At 36.7% G+C, this 17,654-nt stretch carries 17 protein-coding genes; 7 read left to right on the top strand and 10 right to left on the bottom strand.

Annotated features, from left to right (window positions below):
* Window positions 1–142 precede the first annotated feature (142 nt).
* The 5 genes from mbcS to ezrA all read right to left on the bottom strand — a co-directional run bounded on the left by mbcS (window position 143) and on the right by ezrA (window position 6,340).
* Window positions 143–1,723, bottom strand: a complete 1,581-nt coding sequence (gene mbcS / locus ACQKNZ_RS08295) for an acyl-CoA synthetase MbcS (RefSeq protein WP_427659112.1) — start codon at window positions 1,721–1,723, stop codon at window positions 143–145.
* A gap of 185 nt (window positions 1,724–1,908) precedes the next feature.
* Window positions 1,909–2,109 carry an alpha/beta-type small acid-soluble spore protein gene (locus ACQKNZ_RS08290; protein ID WP_144535358.1) on the bottom strand — a complete coding sequence of 67 codons (201 nt, stop codon included), beginning with the start codon at window positions 2,107–2,109 and terminating at the stop codon, window positions 1,909–1,911.
* Between the two features lie 81 nt (window positions 2,110–2,190).
* A complete protein-coding gene (gene thiI, locus ACQKNZ_RS08285; RefSeq protein WP_154310368.1) occupies window positions 2,191–3,393 on the bottom strand; it encodes a tRNA uracil 4-sulfurtransferase ThiI in 1,203 nt (400 codons plus the stop codon).
* A gap of 5 nt (window positions 3,394–3,398) precedes the next feature.
* Complete coding sequence (locus tag ACQKNZ_RS08280; protein ID WP_427659109.1) at window positions 3,399–4,532, bottom strand: cysteine desulfurase family protein; 1,134 nt, start codon at window positions 4,530–4,532, stop codon at window positions 3,399–3,401.
* A gap of 107 nt (window positions 4,533–4,639) precedes the next feature.
* A complete protein-coding gene (ezrA, locus tag ACQKNZ_RS08275; RefSeq protein ID WP_427659107.1) occupies window positions 4,640–6,340 on the bottom strand; it encodes a septation ring formation regulator EzrA in 1,701 nt (566 codons plus the stop codon).
* Between the two features lie 147 nt (window positions 6,341–6,487).
* Here ezrA and hisJ point away from each other — a divergent pair, with 147 nt between their 5' ends.
* Both hisJ and ACQKNZ_RS08265 read left to right on the top strand, forming a co-directional pair.
* Complete coding sequence (gene hisJ, locus ACQKNZ_RS08270; RefSeq protein WP_427659105.1) at window positions 6,488–7,285, top strand: histidinol-phosphatase HisJ; 798 nt, start codon at window positions 6,488–6,490, stop codon at window positions 7,283–7,285.
* A gap of 14 nt (window positions 7,286–7,299) precedes the next feature.
* A complete protein-coding gene (locus ACQKNZ_RS08265) occupies window positions 7,300–7,779 on the top strand; it encodes a GAF domain-containing protein (protein ID WP_144535348.1) in 480 nt (159 codons plus the stop codon).
* A 67-nt stretch (window positions 7,780–7,846) separates the two neighbouring features.
* On the opposite strand, the gene megL is transcribed toward ACQKNZ_RS08265, so the two are convergent.
* From megL to ACQKNZ_RS08250, 3 genes are all read right to left on the bottom strand, one after another.
* A complete protein-coding gene (gene megL / locus ACQKNZ_RS08260; RefSeq protein ID WP_427659103.1) occupies window positions 7,847–9,040 on the bottom strand; it encodes a methionine gamma-lyase in 1,194 nt (397 codons plus the stop codon).
* Window positions 9,041–9,115: 75 nt separating this feature from the next.
* Window positions 9,116–10,975, bottom strand: a complete 1,860-nt coding sequence (locus ACQKNZ_RS08255) for a sensor domain-containing diguanylate cyclase (RefSeq protein ID WP_427659101.1) — start codon at window positions 10,973–10,975, stop codon at window positions 9,116–9,118.
* Between the two features lie 70 nt (window positions 10,976–11,045).
* On the bottom strand, window positions 11,046–11,198 hold the full coding sequence (locus ACQKNZ_RS08250) for a hypothetical protein (protein WP_154310360.1): 153 nt from the start codon (window positions 11,196–11,198) through the stop codon (window positions 11,046–11,048).
* A gap of 146 nt (window positions 11,199–11,344) precedes the next feature.
* On the opposite strand from ACQKNZ_RS08250, the gene rpsD reads away from it, so the two are divergent.
* The 5 genes from rpsD (at window position 11,345) to ACQKNZ_RS08225 (ending at window position 16,279) form a co-directional block, all read left to right on the top strand.
* Window positions 11,345–11,947 carry a 30S ribosomal protein S4 gene (rpsD, locus tag ACQKNZ_RS08245; protein ID WP_144535344.1) on the top strand — a complete coding sequence of 201 codons (603 nt, stop codon included), beginning with the start codon at window positions 11,345–11,347 and terminating at the stop codon, window positions 11,945–11,947.
* 297 nt (window positions 11,948–12,244) lie between these two features.
* A complete protein-coding gene (locus ACQKNZ_RS08240; RefSeq protein ID WP_144535342.1) occupies window positions 12,245–12,919 on the top strand; it encodes a response regulator transcription factor in 675 nt (224 codons plus the stop codon).
* Window positions 12,916–14,286, top strand: coding sequence for a sensor histidine kinase (locus ACQKNZ_RS08235; RefSeq protein ID WP_427659097.1), 1,371 nt, complete (start codon window positions 12,916–12,918; stop codon window positions 14,284–14,286). The genes ACQKNZ_RS08240 and ACQKNZ_RS08235 overlap by 4 nt, the downstream gene beginning before the upstream one ends.
* 282 nt (window positions 14,287–14,568) lie before the next feature.
* Window positions 14,569–15,603: an ABC transporter permease gene (locus tag ACQKNZ_RS08230; protein ID WP_427659095.1), complete on the top strand. Its 1,035-nt coding sequence runs from the start codon at window positions 14,569–14,571 to the stop codon at window positions 15,601–15,603.
* A 1-nt stretch (window position 15,604) separates the two neighbouring features.
* Window positions 15,605–16,279 (top strand): ABC transporter ATP-binding protein, encoded by a 675-nt coding sequence (locus ACQKNZ_RS08225; RefSeq protein ID WP_154310354.1) that lies wholly within the window; start codon window positions 15,605–15,607, stop codon window positions 16,277–16,279.
* A gap of 284 nt (window positions 16,280–16,563) precedes the next feature.
* On the opposite strand, the gene ACQKNZ_RS08220 is transcribed toward ACQKNZ_RS08225, so the two are convergent.
* Together ACQKNZ_RS08220 and kdpC are read right to left on the bottom strand one after the other, a co-directional pair.
* Window positions 16,564–16,794 carry a hypothetical protein gene (locus ACQKNZ_RS08220; protein WP_427659093.1) on the bottom strand — a complete coding sequence of 77 codons (231 nt, stop codon included), beginning with the start codon at window positions 16,792–16,794 and terminating at the stop codon, window positions 16,564–16,566.
* Window positions 16,795–17,098: 304 nt separating this feature from the next.
* The gene (kdpC, locus tag ACQKNZ_RS08215; RefSeq protein WP_427659091.1) at window positions 17,099–17,653 is read right to left on the bottom strand and encodes a potassium-transporting ATPase subunit KdpC; all 555 of its coding nucleotides are present in this window, start codon (window positions 17,651–17,653) and stop codon (window positions 17,099–17,101) included.
* Window position 17,654: the final 1 nt, after the last annotated feature.

The following is a 17,654-nucleotide window of genomic DNA, read 5'->3' as shown; positions in this document are numbered from 1 at the left end:
ATTAGTTATGTGGAGTTATTTAGCATTTAGCTGATAGCTATTATATAGACCTATATAGCCTTGATCCATACTAGGGGAACTGTAAACAAGCATAGAATATCCATGCTGTTTACAGTCCTAGCAGTAACTAAGTTTATAATTTTTACTTAGTCTTTAATAATTCCTTTTGTCTAAGCTCGATTCTTCTGATCTTCCCTGAAGTCGTCTTAGGTAATTCAGATATAAATTCTATTTCTCTAGGATACTTGTATGGTGCAGTAAGAGATTTTACGTGGTCTTGAAGCTCCTTCACTAGCTCCTCAGTTGGCACAACGGAAGAATCTCTTAACACGACATATGCCTTAACAATCGTACCGCGTACTTCATCTGGGCTTCCAACAACTGCGCATTCTTGTACTAATGTGTGTTTAGTTAATGCATCCTCTACTTCAAAAGGTCCGATAGTATACCCAGAGCTAATGATGATGTCATCTCCTCTTCCCTCAAACCAGAAATAGCCGTCTTCATCCTTTCTAGCTCTGTCTCCCGTTATATAGTATTCTCCTCTAAATTGCATTGAGGTTCTTTCCGGATCCTTTAAATATTCCTTAAAAAGAGCTGGAGTTTCTATATGAACAGCAATGTCGCCTACTTCTTCTGCAGCACAAGGTTCACCCTGGTCGTTTATAACCTCTACAGTATTCCCTGGAGTAGGTTTGCCCATAGAACCAGGCTTAGCATCCATCCCCTTCATAGTACCAACTAGCAAAGTATTTTCAGTTTGCCCATATCCGTCTCTTACTTCGAGGTTAAATAATTTCCCAAAGGTTTCAATAACCTCTCTATTCAATGGCTCTCCTGCAGATACTGCACTGTGAAGGCTAGAAAGATTATAATCTGCAAGCCCTTCTACCTTTGCCATAATTCTATATTCTGTAGGTGTACAGCAAAGAACGTTGACTTTATGTTGCTGAATGTTCTTCAAATATACTTTCGGTTCGAATTTACCGTTATATACATATCCTGTTGCACCACTACCAAGAGTAGCTAAGAAAGGACTCCAAATCCATTTTTGCCATCCTGGACTAGCAGTTGCCCATACAATGTCCCCATCCTCAATACCTAGCCAATTAGGAGCTGAAGTACGCAAATGCGCAAAAGCCCAGCCATGTGTATGAACAACACCTTTAGGATTACCTGTAGTTCCACTCGTATAAGATAAGAAAGCTATATCTTCTTTTAATGTATCTATTGTAGGAAAACTATCTTCTTCCTTCTCCATCTCATCTGTTAAAGAAATCCATTGCTCTTGACCTTGGCCTATAACAAATAATAGCCTACTCTCTAAATCCCTTACCTCTTCATATTGAGACAGGAAGGGTTCGTAAGATATAATCGCTTTTGCTTCACTATGTGATAAACGATATTCAATATCTTTTGCTCTTAACATTTCGGAGCTTGGTATTACGACTAAACCTGCTTTTAAAGCGGCAATATAAACTTCATATGCTTCAATTAGTCGAGGTACCATAATAAGCACTACATCGCCTTTTTTAAGGCCCTTGTTAGTAAATACATTTGCAATTTTGTTTGCTCGAAGGATTAAATTTTTATAGGTGATTTGTTTCTTTTCACCTTTATCTGATTCCCAAATAAGAGCTAACCTATATTCATCTGAACCATACTTCTCAAACTCGCTGACTAAATTATAGTGTGATGGTGCGATTAAATCTTCTTTGTTCATGAATCATTTCCCCCTTCTTGTTCTACTATAAAGTATAGGGGATTCTTCTCAATTTTCAAATAATAATTTTATTTTTCAAAAAATATAATGGCATGAGTTTATTCGTTGAGGGGGCTTTATCTTGGCTTACTTAAAATTGAAAAAGGAAGCCAACAGTTTTCACTGCCGACTTCCTTTTTATATTATTAGCTGTTAAAACCGTTCATTTGTTGTTGAGCTTTTTGCACTAAACGCTTAGTAATTTCTCCGCCTACGGATCCGTTGGCACGCGCAGTTGCATCTGCTCCAAGATTCACACCAAATTCTTGAGCGATTTCATATTTCATTTGATCAAGAGCTTGTTTCACGCCAGGAACTAAAAGTTGGTTGCTGTTGTTTGAAGACATTGTAATCACCTCCTTGTGAAATTAGAATGGTCGATTTCATTCTTTTTATGTACACAAGAAATGAGGTATATTTTGTTATTTTTACAAGAGTTCTTCAAAAGCATTTTCTTTTTTCTTTGGAAACGAAATAACTTCTCTATTTTCAACCGCTTCTTTTATTAGCTCATCAAAATCCTTAAAGCTTTCGTAGAATTCCACTTTTTCTAGCTTCGGCTTTGTTTTAGGGCATGATGGAGTAAAAATAGTACAACAGTCCTCGTATGGAAGAATAGATGTGTCATAAGTCCCTATTTCCCGGGCAATATCAATAATGTCTAATTTGTCCATTGATATTAAAGGTCTAAAAATAGGCGTAGAAGTTACTGCATTGATTGCAGTTAGACTTTCAAGCGTTTGACTAGCCACTTGTCCTAAGCTTTCTCCAGTTACAATGCCCAATGCACCAATTTCAAGACGAACTTGATCTGCAATTTTCATCATAATTCTGCGTGTCGTTGTCATTGAAACATTATCAGGAATTTGAGCTTGAATACTTTGCTGTATTTCTGTAAAAGGTATGACATGAAGGCGTACAGTTGCCCCGAAATGACTCAACTGATTGGCAAGATCCATAACCTTTTCTTTTGAGCGCTCACTTGTAAAAGGGGGACTATGAAAATGGATAGCGTCTAATCTTACCCCACGCTTCATTAGCATGTATCCTGCTACAGGGCTGTCAATTCCACCTGAAAGCATTAATAATGAACGACCATTAGATCCTAATGGCATTCCTCCTGCTCCTGGAATTACTTGTGCCATCATATAAACAGCATCTGCTAGAACTTCAATTCGCAAATCAATTTCCGGCTTTTTCATTTGAACTTTTAGAGAAGGATAATTTCTTAGTACATTACTTGCAACAGTTGTTTGCAATTCATACGTATCCATAGAGAATCGTTTATCGGTCCGCTTGACCGTAACTCTGAAGGTTTTATCTTCTGTATCTAAACTTTCCATAATCTCTAATGCAGTTTTTTGAATATCTTCTATGTCTTGAGTACAAGAAGCAACCGGACTAAAGGATTGAATACCAAAAATTTTAGGCAGACGTTTAATAAGCTCTTGAATTTCCTCATCATCAGAAGAAGTTAAGAACATACGGTCTCTTTCTGCATGAACCTTTATATTAGGCAAATCCACAAATGAAAATTTTATATTATTACGTAAATGATTGATAAACTGCTTTCTATTTTTTCCTTTTGTTGATAGCTCTCCGTACCTAACTAATATTTTTTCCCACTTCATAACATTTAATCTCCTTTAATAACATTTATCACTTCGGTGAATATTTTTTTAAACGTATCTATTTCCTGTTCTGTTGTTAAGGAACTAATACTTAACCGAATAACTCCCTTAATATAATCATCTGAAATATGCATTGCCTGCAACACATGGCTTGTCTTCGTTTGTCTAGACGAGCAAGCACTGCTTGTCGACACAATCACATTTCTTTTTTGCAATGCATTGATTATAACCTCTCCCTTAACTTTACGCACAGAAAAAGTAACGATATGGGGAGCACGAGTATCTGGAGAAATAATCTTAATATTTTCGAAGCCACGAAGAAAATGAACAAGCTCCTCTGTTAGCCTCTTCATTTCCGTTGTATTTTTTTCTAAGCTAGCACTAGCAATTCTAATTGCTTTAGCAGTGCATACTGCTAAGGGGACAGGTGTAGTGCCACTACGAATTCCAGCTTCCTGTCCGCCACCGAGGATCATTGGCTCCACTTCACGTGTTTTAGAAAGTGCAAGTAAACCTGAACCTTTTAGGCCATGAATTTTATGAGATGAAATAGTAAGCGCATCTATATCATAACGCTTGAAATCTATCGGTAACTTGCCAAAGCTCTGAACGGCATCGATGTGAATAACAGCCTTACTATTGCTTCTAACCATTTTACTAATAGCTTCTATTGGTTGAATAGCACCTATTTCATTATTCACATGCATGACACTAACTAGAGATGTTTCTTTCCTTAGTAGCTTTTGTAGTTCAACTAAGTCAATGATTCCTTTAGAATCAACGGGAATGAATTCTACTTCAAAACCCAATGTATTTAGCTGTTTAGCTGCCTCTAAAACAGATGGATGTTCTATTTTTGAGACAAGTATATGCTTCCCTCGGAATTTGTACTTGTTAGCCAGCCCAAAAATAGCTAAATTGTTTGATTCAGTTCCTCCTGATGTAAAATATATCTTCGAGCTTGACGTATGCAATATTTCTGCAACCTGCTCGCGCGCTGATCGTAACAGTTCATTTGTGTTATGACCAAATTCATGTATGGAGGATGGATTTGCCCAATATTTTTCATTCACTGCAATAAAGGTATCCATTATTTCAGGCAAAACCTTGGTTGTTGCACTATTGTCCAAATAAATCAAAGTATTCTCTCTCCTTTTTAGGAAAAAGACCACCTTCACAAGTAGTGAGGTGGTCTACATTTCTATCTGATTTTATAAAATAATTAATAGCTAATGCCAGATATTTGTTATGTACGCCAAGCTGCTTCTTTAATCATCATTTCGATTTTCTTTAAAGCTCCCGGTTCCACCTCTTCCACAGCAGTAGCAGCATCCTCTAACGCCTTAGCATAGCGCAACTGTCTGAATGCTTCCTCTGCTTCGAGTAAACGTGCATGGACATTTGGATGTGTCGCACGATAACGGTTACCATATTGAATAATTTTTTCGGTTAACTCTACATTCTCTAGCATTTCTTTGGCTTTTTGGTGCACTTCTTCCATGCAAGCTTCAGCCTTTTCAAGATAGCCATCTACTAACGTCATATTCAATGGAACTTCCTGTAGGCTTTGCATAGCAACATAAATATGCTCTTCTGCTTCTTCTAGACGGACGTCCATTTCCTCTGGAATTCCTGGAATATTAGCCTTTTGAATCATTCGGTCTGTATCATGTAGTAATACTTTTAAATCATCTAGCTTTTCACGAGCTTTATTTTCATCAATACGAAGATTTTTTAAGCGATTCGCAAAACGATCCTGTTCTTCGTATAACCGATCGATTTCTTCAGCAATATCATTTAACTCCTCTTGAAGGCTAGAATAAGCAGATTTTTCTTCTTCAACTCTTTGAGCTAGAAGGCTAAACTTCTTATTAAGTTCCTCCAGCTCTTTTAGACAGCTTTGAGGAATTTCAGCTTCTTTTTCAGGTAAACGATAGCTTTGTTGAACATATGTTGCTTCTTCGTTTATCGCTTTAGTAGCACTCGTTACTTCTTTTAATCGTATAGCGGTTTGATCCTTATAATTATCCACATACTTTTTAGCCAATACTTCTTTTTCCAATAAATCATAGAAAGTTTCTATTTCTTCTTTAATCTCTTCTACACGAGTCAATGGCTTACTAACCTCGAGTTCCACAATAGAGGCTTTCAATTCTCCAAGCTCCGCTTCTAATCCATCTAGCTTCTTTGTCATTTCTAAATGTTGCAAGTAGTAAGAGCTTGCTTCCATTTCTTTTTGACCATTTCGTAATTCATGAATAGTAGCTGGAATCTTATGTTGGATTTCGCTCAGCAATGTTGGAATCTCATGTATTTTATGAAAGAATTTTTGTCCTTCGTTTTGAATATTAATCACTATTTCTCTAGCACTCAAATAGTTACCTGTATCAGTTAAATGATCGAATTCCTCGAAAAGTGGAAGAAAGGATTCTAACTTGGCTTCTAGAGCAGGAGCCGCTTCTCCGAAGGAATATTGATGAGCAAGTAATGTTTTTCTTGCCGCTCGGTGCTGCTCTTTCAATTGTTCTATTTCAATTCTATTCTTTTCTTCACTACCGATCAGTTCTTCGAGTTCCTTAATGATGCCTGACATTTTTTCATCACAAGAGGATATTAAAATTTGAAGTTCTTTTTCGATTTTGGTGGCTTTCATAAATAGGAACTTATCTACATATTCTTCTGCATCAAAAAGAAGAACGTCTATCTTAAGCATATGTACATCCATAACCTCTGTCCAGGTATTGCGCCATCTTTCGAACATTTCCTCTGTCTGCCCATTCATATTCAGTTGTTTAACTTTCGTCATTTCTTCTAAAATAGGCTTGTTTTGAATTTGGTGCTTTTCATGCTCCAATCGAGCAATTTCTGTATGATGTTTTTTTCGTATGATAAATGCAATGATTGCTATTACTAAAAGTACAATGACTGCTGGGATGATATACCTCATCGTAAGCCCCCTGTTCCAAAATCAAAAAGTTCTAATTCTATCTTACTCTATATATTACCATGCTTTTTATGTTATTGTTTCATAAAAGAAGAATAAACCTAGGAAATGTTAAAAATATTTTACTTTTGTCAAAAGGAGCTAGTAATAATGATAAAAGATGGACATATACATACACCTTACTGCCCACATGGATCTCTAGATAGCTTTCATCAATATATTGAGAAGGCTATACAAGCTGGAACTAGCGAAATCTCCTTTACCGAGCATGCTCCGTTGCCTTCTAATTTTAAAGACCCTACCCCAGACGAAGATAGTGGCATGGACTTAAAACTACTTGAGGCATATCTGTTTGATCTAGATCAGTTGAAAAAAGAATACAAACAAGATATTGTTATATCTACAGGTTTGGAAATTGACTATATTACAGGCTTCGAACTTGAAACTACTAGTTTTCTAAACACTTATGGCAAATATTTAGATGATTCGATTTTATCAGTACATTTCTTACTCGCTCATGATGACTATGTATGTATCGATTATTCTAAAGAAGTTTTTCTAAAATTTGTTCAAAAACTAGGTAATCCTATGTCTGTCTATAAATTGTATTACAAAACGGTGATGGATTCAATAACGAGCGACTTAGGAATATTTAAGCCAAAACGAATTGGGCATATTACACTTGCTCATAAGTTTCAGCACGCTCTTCCCAAAACGGTTGACGATCATGAGGACATATTAGCTATACTAGTAGAAATAAAGAATAGAAATATGGAGTTAGATGTAAATAGTGCTGGCTTTGCTAAGCCCTTTTGTAAAGAGAGTTATCCGCCACTTCCATACGTATCACTAGCAAAAAAATTAGGAATACCTTTAGTGTTCGGTTCAGATGCACATCAAGCAAAAGATTTACATCAGCATTATAATCTTATAAGTAATATATTGTAGAATGGAGAATCAATATGTTTCAAACAACCAACTATTCAACTGACTTATCAGCTAATTATTCATTATTATCTAAGCAGCTAGATGCTCTATTAGAAGGCGAAAAAAATGTGATCGCTAACTTAAGTAATGCTGCAGCACTTTTAAACCAATTTTTTGATCAAATAAATTGGGTTGGATTTTATTTAGTAGAAGACGGCGGTCTTGTACTAGGACCCTTCCAAGGATTACCTGCTTGTGTAAGAATACAGCTGGGTAAAGGCGTTTGTGGTACTGCGGCAGAAACACAGGAAACGATTATCGTTCCAGATGTTCACGCATTCCCTGGTCATATTGCTTGTGACGCTGCCTCTCAATCGGAGATAGTTGTACCTATAGTAAAAGATAGTAAACTAGTTGGAGTTTTAGATATTGATAGCCCCATAAAAGAACGTTTTTCTTCCGAGGATGCAGAGGGTTTAGAAAAATTTATAGAGGTGCTTATTAAGCATATTTAAGATAGTACTTTGTTTTTTAATATTAGGAGAGGATGCCCCTGACTTATGTCACGGCCATCCTCTCTTTTTATAGCTTCAAATTATCAAAGGCTTGCTTTAGATCCTCTATTATATCTTCGGAGTTTTCTAGACCGACGGACAGTCGGAGTAATCCATCAGTAATCCCCATTGCAACTCTTTCTTTTTCCGGTACAACAGAATGTGTCATTGTTGCCGGATGCTGTATTAGCGTTTCTGCATCACCAAGACTAACGGCAATCTTGATAAGGGAAAGAGCATCCATCAGTTGGTGGGCTTTTTCTTTGCCTCCTTTAACTGCAAAAGAAATAAGTCCCCCCCCACTTTTCATCTGTTTCTTTGCTACCTCATACTGAGGATTTTTCTCATCGAAAGGATAATAAATGGATTCTACTGAAGGGTGCGATGCTAAAAAGGAGAACACCTCTTCAGCATTTTTTGAATGTCTATCCATTCTTACATGCAAAGTTTTTAACCCTCTAATTAATAGCCAAGCATCAAACGGAGAAATGATTCCACCAAAATCCTTTTGAACTGTTGAGCGGATTTTATCCATCTCTTCTTTATTTTTTCCTACCAGAAGTCCAGCTATTACGTCACCATGTCCATTAATGTATTTCGTTGCACTATGCAGCACAAAGTCTGCTCCTATGTCCAAAGGATTTTGTATATATGGAGAGCAAAAGGTGTTATCTACTACTACTGGAATATTATGCTTCCTAGCAATATTCGTGATTAAAGCAATGTCTACAATTTCCATTGTTGGATTAATCGGTGTTTCAATATAAATACAACTTGTATTCGGTTTAATAGAAGCTTCAATCTCTTCTTCTGTCGTTAATTTTTCTAAACTATGTGTAATATTGTATTTTTCTTTCATAATGTTGAGTAAGCCGAATGTACAACCATAAATACCTCTAGTACATAAAATATGGTCACCTGCCTTTGTTAAATGTACTAGGATTGTGCTCACTGCGGCCATCCCCGACCCAAAGGCAAGCGCTCCCTCTCCATTTTCAATTGCAGCCATTCTTTGTTCCAGTACATTAACAGTTGGATTCCCTAAGCGAGAGTATATTCCGCCTGCTTCCTCCCCTGCAAATCGTCTTGCACCCTGCTCAGCATTCTCAAATGCAAAAGTAGAAGTTTGATACAACGGAACAGCTAAACTATCGTGATGATTTTCTGTCGTATACCCTTGATGAATTAATAATGTTTCTTTTTCCATTGATGATTTTCCCAAAATAGTGCACCCCTTTTGTAAACGCTTACAACAATAGTGTACACATTTATTAAAAAAAAGAAAAGGCAGCTACTCTTAGAAGTGGTCTGCCTTATAAACACAGAGCTGGTTTTTACCATTATTTTTTGCCTCATATAACGCGGTATCAGCATGATGAAACAAATTGTGGAAGTTCATATCGCCGTCCTCACACCATAACGAAACACCGATAGACACAGTTACACTTGGATTTGTATATATAGGAATTATTTCTAAAAGAGATTTACAAATTTTTTTCCCTTCTTCAAGAGTCATTTCGGAAAAATATAGAGCAAGCTCCTCCCCGCCCCAACGTGCACCAATCCCTAATTTTTCAACTTGCTTCTCAATAACGGTAGCAATTTGCCTAAGAATGCTGTCCCCTATTTGATGACCATGTGTGTCATTTATTTGTTTGAAGTTATCAATATCCATTAATACAAATGTCCCGCTTGTATCCTTTTCCATAGATTCCTCTACATACCTATCTAAATAGCTTCTAGCGTAGAGATTCGTCAAATGGTCACGATCAACCATTTCTTGAAGCTTATGACGAAGCGCTGAGTTACTAAGTGCTAAAGAGGAATGCTGTATTAATGATTGCATTAATTTGAAACTATCAAAGGAAAAATAGTAAGGTTCACTATGCAATACAATGCTAAATCCAGTAATAGTATCTTGTTCTCTCAAAGGAATTGCCACTAGAGAGCGATACGCAACAGTTGCGTTGCTAATCCGATTGAAGTCAGCTATAAACAGAGAATCCTTCATCTTTTTAAATTGATTGCCCACGTGCTGGATATACATTTGACCTTCTAATGTATAAAAATAATCCGAACTTGCTGCATTTATAGAATATTCTTCATCCTCTATAAATACAAAGCACACATGCTCTGGTTGAAAGGATTTCATCAGCTGATTTCTTAAAAAAATAACCATTTCACCCTGCGATAAATTCATATTTAACTTATGCGTAGTTTCATTTATTAATTGTAAGTCACCTACTAGACGGTGAGATTGGATAAATAACTTCGCATTTTCCAATGCATTTCCCGCCGTGGCAGCAAGCATCGTGATAAACTCCTTCTGTCTATAGGAAAACAAATAATCTAGAGGGGTGGAAACTTGTAAAATCCCATAGTTCCCCTGCTTTCCTTTAATCGGTACGTTTAGCTGTCTCATTTCTAGGTCTTCTACTAAATCGGAAGTTATCTCCCCTGACACATATGCTTCTACTGTAGCAGGTCTTTCCGCTGTATAATCAAACAACTTATAAGGAACAGAAGTTTTACGATCTTGATCATTCGATAGTATTAGAGTCGTGCCAAAGTCAGGAAACGCATCATGAATGGCAAATAATGTCCCTTGTAAAATTTGGTCAATTTCTAGAGTCGAGTGGAACATCTTTGTAACATTAAATAGATTTCGATATTGGTGCTCTTGTTGAGTGAGATAAACTGACTTTCGAATAACCTTGATTAGTTTACTTACAATGGCAATAAATTCATTTACATCTGGTGTTTGAGAAAATCTCTCCCATTTTTCAGTTAGGTCCATCATAAGCATTCCGAGTATAACGTTTTCTTCATCTCTTAAGAGAATAGAAACCTCTCTGTTCAGTTTTTCCTCTTTTCTTATAAAAGGAATTTCTGCAAAATCTTTTTCGTAGAAAAAACCCTCTATCTCATGCCATCTAATGGCTTCTCTTTTCTTGGAGAGTGAATGATTCCATTTCAATTGAATAAATGTATGTGCATCTTGTATATAATAGCCGGCATACTTCACATCAAAAAATTCGGCTAATAAAATTTTAAAATCCTCGAACCATTTAGCACTAGACTCATGGCTAAACGCAAATTCTGTCCATATGTCAAACACTTTACCTTTAAACTTCGTTAAGTCTATTTGATTGTCCATTTATACACCTCTCAGCTTTGTAAGAGAAAACATGATACTTTTAGCCCAAAACCCTTATAATTCAATTTGACTATAAAACTACCTGATTGTCAATATATTCTATCTCCAAAAACAATTTAAATATGATGAGTTCAAACGAATATGATTGACTTTCTGTTTCCTGCAAGATACAATAATCTTTGTGTAAAATAAATGCAGCAGTTGTATGGATTAGATTGTTCATTTTGTTCCTCTATGTATATAGATGGTGTATCCCGTAACCCTCGGCTGCTAGGGCGATGATACATGAAAACGAAATGGCTGCTTTTCTGAATGCATCTGGTTCTTATTTTACAACAAAATAAAACCAATACAAAGGAGGAGTCTTTCATGGCTCGCTATACAGGTCCAGCATGGAAATTATCACGTCGTCTTGGTATCTCACTAAGTGGCACTGGTAAAGAATTAGAAAAACGCCCATACGCACCAGGACAACACGGTCCTAACCAACGTAAAAAATTAACTGAGTACGGTCTTCAATTACAAGAAAAACAAAAACTTCGTCACACTTACGGTGTAAACGAACGTCAATTCCGTACTTTGTTTGATAAAGCTGGTAAAATGCAAGGTAAACATGGTGAAAACTTCATGATTCTTCTTGAAACTCGCCTTGATAACATTGTATACCGTTTAGGTCTTGCTCGCACTCGTCGTGGAGCTCGTCAATTAGTTAACCACGGTCATGTTATGGTTGATGGTAAACGTGTTGATATTCCTTCTTACCGCTTAAAACCAGGTCAAGAAATTTCACTTCGTGAAAAATCTCAAAACTTGGACGTTGTAAACGAATCAATCGAAGTAAACAACTTCGTACCAGAATACCTTACATTTGACGCAGACAACAAAGTTGGTACTTTCGTTCGCCTTCCAGAACGCAGCGAATTATCAGCTGAAATCAACGAAGCTCTTATCGTTGAGTTCTACTCTCGTTAATCTTATTGCTCTGCAAAGAGTGATGTTAAAAGCCTTCACAACCTTGTTAATACAGGGTTTGGAGGCTTTTTTATTTTGTCTATAATGAAAGATAAAACAAGTAATAGAAAGTAATCCTCCCTTTTACCCTACTTCCTAAACTAGTCCTCCGCGAAACCAATTGAAACATTAATAATCTTCTTTAGGTGCCTCTATAAATTACATCTTCCTTTTTCTTCTCATTAAATTGCTTCTTCGTGTATTAAGCCTTATAGTCTAATTATTGTTATTTTACAATGCATATGAAGGAGGATTTAAGTGATTCGCATACTTGCAGTAGATGACGATATACATATGCTGAATTTTGTTTCAGCCGAACTTCGACAAAATGGCTATGAAGTAATTGAAGCGACTTCAGGCGAACAAGCTTTAATGTGCTTAAATTCTAAGGCAATGGATTTAGCAGTAGTTGATGTAATGATGCCAGGTATGGATGGGTTTGAACTTACAAAAATATTGCGTAAAGATTACGATCTTCCAGTCATCCTGCTTACTGCTCGTCATCATATTGAAGATAAAGAGCGTGGATTCTTAGCCGGCTCTGACGATTATCTAGTTAAACCTTTCGAGTCTAAGGAGTTGTTATACCGGGTTAAAGCTATTTTGCGAAGATATAATTATCCCGAGAATGACACGTTGACTATCGGTTCCTTGACCATTGATTTCAAAAGCTACGAAGTAAGCTCGCAACAAGGAATATTGCTCATTCCCCTTAAAGAATTTGAATTGCTGACACTTCTTGCCTCGAGACCTAGACAAGTGCTGAGTCGAGATTTAATAATAGAACAAATATGGGGAATTGACTTTCAAGGCAATGAACAGACGGTGAATGTTCATATTAAACGTCTACGCCAACGTTTAGAGCGTTTCGCTCCAGATGTTCGGATCATAACTGTAAGAGGAGTAGGCTATAAACTTGAGGTGAACACATGAGCCTTTATGTCAAATTTATTTGGTTCACCTTTGCAACAATGCTCTTCAGCAGTGTCGTCTCCTTTTTCGCGATGAACACCTATTATCATCAATATTTAAAAGAAGAAAATAACGACAAAAATCTGGACGTTGCCACATCTATTATCGAATTCATGGATAACCTCCCTTCAGATCAAATTGAAAAAGCTTTTAGTTTGCTAGGAGATGCCGGTTATCAGCTGTATGTCACAGATGGAAAGACTGTAAATCGCTTTGGCGGAAAGTTCCGGGACGAATCTATTGATGATGAGAACGTTCAACAAGTTCTGGACGGGGAAGTTTTTAATGGTATTCGAGATTTTCCGCGAGAAACCTTCGTTACCGGTTTTTTTGCCAACGAGTTAGAAAATACAGTGGGTGTTCCTCTGGAACTTAATGGTGAAAACCACGCACTCTTCCTACGGCCGAATATTAAGCTTCTTTTCCAAGAACTTCACTTATTATTTGGTGGAATGGCAGCAGGTATCATTTTATTGAGTTTTATCGGAATGCTACTGGTCGCACGCTTATTGATTCAACCGATTACGAAATTAACGGAAGCGACAGAAAAAATGGGTACGGAAACCTTTGACGTTCCTCTTTCCATTGATCGAAAAGATGAGATTGGCCGTTTGGCCGATCAATTTATCAAGATGCGTAATAGTATCGAACAATCCACCTTAAAACGTAAAGAATTCGTTCACAATGTATCCCATGATATACAATCACCGCTTCATACAATACAAAGTTATTTGTCTCTTCTTCAAAAGAAAGAAAGCAGCGAGGAGGAAAAAAAACAATACGCTGCCATTATCCAAGAAGAAACGACTCGCCTATCTCTTTTAACTAAACAATTACTCACTTTAGCGTCATTTGATGTAGAAGCGACAGATTTAGTAGAGGAGATTTTCATTGACCAACAGATACGCGACATACTGTCTCATTTGCGGTACGCATTTGATGAAAAAGAGATTGGAATTTCAGCTAAATTGGTAGCTGTTAAAGTGAAAGGAAACGCAGTACTCCTTCGAACTGTTTGGGAGAATCTGTTGACCAATGCAATTAAATATAGTGAACCTGGAGATTCCATTGAAGTCCAACTAAGCGTTACTTCTACTAATATGGTGTTAGAAGTTTTGGATGAAGGGATCGGTATGACAGCTGAAGAAGCCAGTCGTGCATTTGATCGCTTTTATCGGGCGGATCATGCACGAATACGTTCATTGAAAGGATCTGGTTTAGGATTGGCTATTGTAAAAGAGATTGTCGAATTGCATAAAGGGACTGTTGAAATTAAAAGTACTCCTAATATAGGCACGACAGTACAAATAAAACTGCCTCTTTTATAAATGAATGTTGAAATAACAAATTTAATGGAGTTTTTGCTTTGCAGTGTTCCGTTTAATCTGTGCTTTTGATGCTGCTGACAACGTTCTGGATATGCTAAAAAGATGAGAAATAAGTAGAAGCCATTCACCGCGGAACAGGGTGATTGGCTTCTACTTATTTCTTTGGGTTCAAAATGTGAAGCGTTATTTTGGGACTTCCATCTCGATCTGTAATCTCTTGTTCATCTTCCATTCATCTAACGGATATAAACTGAGACTATAAACAAAATCGGAGGCATTCAAATGAACATTGCATGGAAAGAAATTAAAAAAAATAAAATAAGATTTATGATTTTGGGTTCGATTGTGTTTCTGGTCAGTTTGTTGACCTTCATTATTTCTGGTCTCGCTAATGGTTTGTCCCAAGACAACGCAGCTCTGATTAAAGAGTTGCCGGATGGACAATTTTATATGAATACAGACGCGGAAGAAACCTATAATCTTTCTCTGATAGATACCAGTGTCCAAGATACTGTTTTAAGTGAAAAAGAAGACGCTGCTGCATTATCCATTCAAATGGGGTTTTTGAATGATGAAAAAGACAAGCAACGCAGTGTAGCATTTGTCACTTCAACTGAATCGAAGTTGTTTGAAAACGTCAAAGAAGGCGAAATTGTCCTGGATCGCTCTCTGGAGGAAGAGGGATTAAAAGTCGGTGATACACTGACCAACAACCAATTCAGTGGCGAATTCATTGTTAAAGGATTTGTAGATCAACAAAAGTACAGTCACGCTCCTGTCGCATTTATCAATATGGAAAACTACAAAGAGATGTATCGGGTAAATGAAATGCAATTGATTTTTATACCTGGTGAAGAGAGTTTACCAGCAATCGAAGGGCTACAATCTTTTTCAAACACCGAGTTCCTCAATACTATTCCCAGTTACAGTGCGGAACAATTGTCACTTAACATGATTGTCTGGTTTTTAGTGGTCATCAGCGGACTGTTGTTCGCCATCTTCTTCTATATGATGAATGTACAAAAAATCGGATTGTATGGGATCTTAAAAGCAATCGGTGTAAAGACGAGTACACTGTTTAAAATGATGTGGGCTCAGATGCTCTTCATCACAGTCATTGCCCTCGGACTGTCAATTGCACTTAGCCAGAGTTTTAACTACATCGCACCTGAAGGAATGCCTTTTAGTTTAACTGCTGCCACTACGGTCCAATTGTCTATCGTTTTCCTCATTATTGGATTTGTTGGTGCAACACTTTCAGGTATCCAAATAAAAAAAGTCGAACCGCTGCAAGCGATTCAACAAGGAGAGGTTTAATATGGCAATTTTCACAATAAATGATGTGAGAAAAAAATTTACAAATGGCGAAGTAGTAGAAGAAATATTAAAGGGAATCGACCTTTCTCTTCAACAAGGCGAGATTACTGCGCTAGTAGGGGCCTCAGGTTCTGGTAAAAGTACTCTACTGACAATTGCAGCAGGGCTCCAACCGGCATCGGACGGCCAAATTATGTTCAATGGAAAAAACATGACAGACATGGACCAAGAACAAATACGAAAAGTCCGGGCTAGTGAGTTTGGCTTTGTCTTTCAGTCTGCGCATCTTGTACCTTTCCTTACAGTAGAAGAACAGTTGATTCTAATGCTCGAGGTGTCGGAATCAAAATTAAAAAAAGAGCAACAAAAAAAAGAAATTGCCCATATTTTAAAACTGATTGATATGGAACACCGAAAAAATGCCTACCCAGCATCTTTGTCTGGTGGGGAGAGACAAAGGGTAGCGATTGCCCGTGCCATCATTCATAAACCCAAAATACTTTTTGCAGACGAACCAACTGCCAGCTTGGATTCAAAACGCTCAAAAGATGTTATGGAGCTAATTCGCAATTTAACTAAAACACTTAATATTACAACCTTGATGGTGACTCATGACGAGGAAATGCTTGCATATGCTGATCATATCATTACGATGAAAGATGGCTTAATCAAATAATGAGAATAACATTAGTACAAACTCGTTCCTATTTAGGGGCGAGTTTTTTATGCAAAAAAATAGATGAGAAAGGAATAACTACTTTGACTTGGTTAATCACGCACTTTAATCTTGATTTTATGAATCTTTTGCTACTATTAAATCATTGAATAAAAAAGGGTTAACAAGCATAAAAAAAGCATATCTAAGAAAAATCTTGGATATGCTTTGTTGTTAGGAAGTCAATAGTATAGCTAAGTACGACTATCAGTTTATTTATTACCTACATTTTATATTGCTACTTGTTAGCTATAAAAATTTGACTCTTTGCTAAACTCCTTAAGTAAAACTCCTACATTATAATCTAACCATTTTTTCATTTCTCGCTCTACCGCTTTGTTTTGCCATTCAAACCAAAAATTTATACACTCGCTGCAATGGCTATCTACACCTTTATTATTATTCAGATCCCTACAAGTAAATAAGGTTTTTCTACGGCAACTGTAGCAGTAGATTTCTTTTTCATCTAAAAGCATTTATAGTTCCCCTCCAGTTTAGATAAATTATTGTCCAATAAATGGATTTTTATACCTAAAATGAGGTCATTACTAGTTCCAAGCTTTGATAGTATCTATGTTATCTTGGCATGCTTTTGTTCTGCTACAACTAACACATCGAAATGCCACTCTGAAGGAACCTTTCTACAGGGCCCTCTACTAGTTCCTCCGCTGCTCTATTGTTTCTTTACGCCAATGGGTTTCAAGTAAGCCAATTAAAATTTCGCTTCCTAAAGGTTGCCTCCTTCATCTTAGAAAAGAAGTCATAATTCTATCATTATGCTTACAATTGATCTAGTGCAATATTCAATTTCAAGACATTTATTCTCTGCTCACCAATAAAATTAAATTGACGACTTTCTGTATTATCTTCTATTAAATTCATTAATTTAGCTTCACTTAATCCACGCTCTTGAGCAATTCTAGGTACTTGAATTTGTGCTGCAAGCTTGGTTATATGTGGGTCAAGTCCCGAGCCAGAGTTAGTTAATAGATCATTGGGAATATCTTCTTGTCTTACTTCGGGATTGTTCTTTAAAAACAGTTTTAAATCGGTTTTCGTTCGTTCAACCATATCTTTATTTGTTGGTGCATAATTCATAGAGCCCGATCCGGAAGCATTATATTCTATAGATGATACTCGACCATTAAAATAATGTGGTTCAGTAAATTTTTGGCCTATCAGTTCAGATCCAATAATATTACCCTCTGCATTAGTAATGATACTTCCTGCAGCCTTCTCGGGCATTAATAATTGTGAAATTCCAGTCATTACTAAAGGATATGCCAATCCACATATTAAGAGTAGCATAATACTAATACGTAAATTTTTTAACATT

The sequence above is a fragment of the Psychrobacillus sp. NPDC093200 genome (assembly GCF_050280345.1).
Lineage (GTDB): Bacteria > Bacillota > Bacilli > Bacillales_A > Planococcaceae > Psychrobacillus > Psychrobacillus faecigallinarum.
This window is presented reverse-complemented; position numbering and strand designations above follow the sequence as displayed.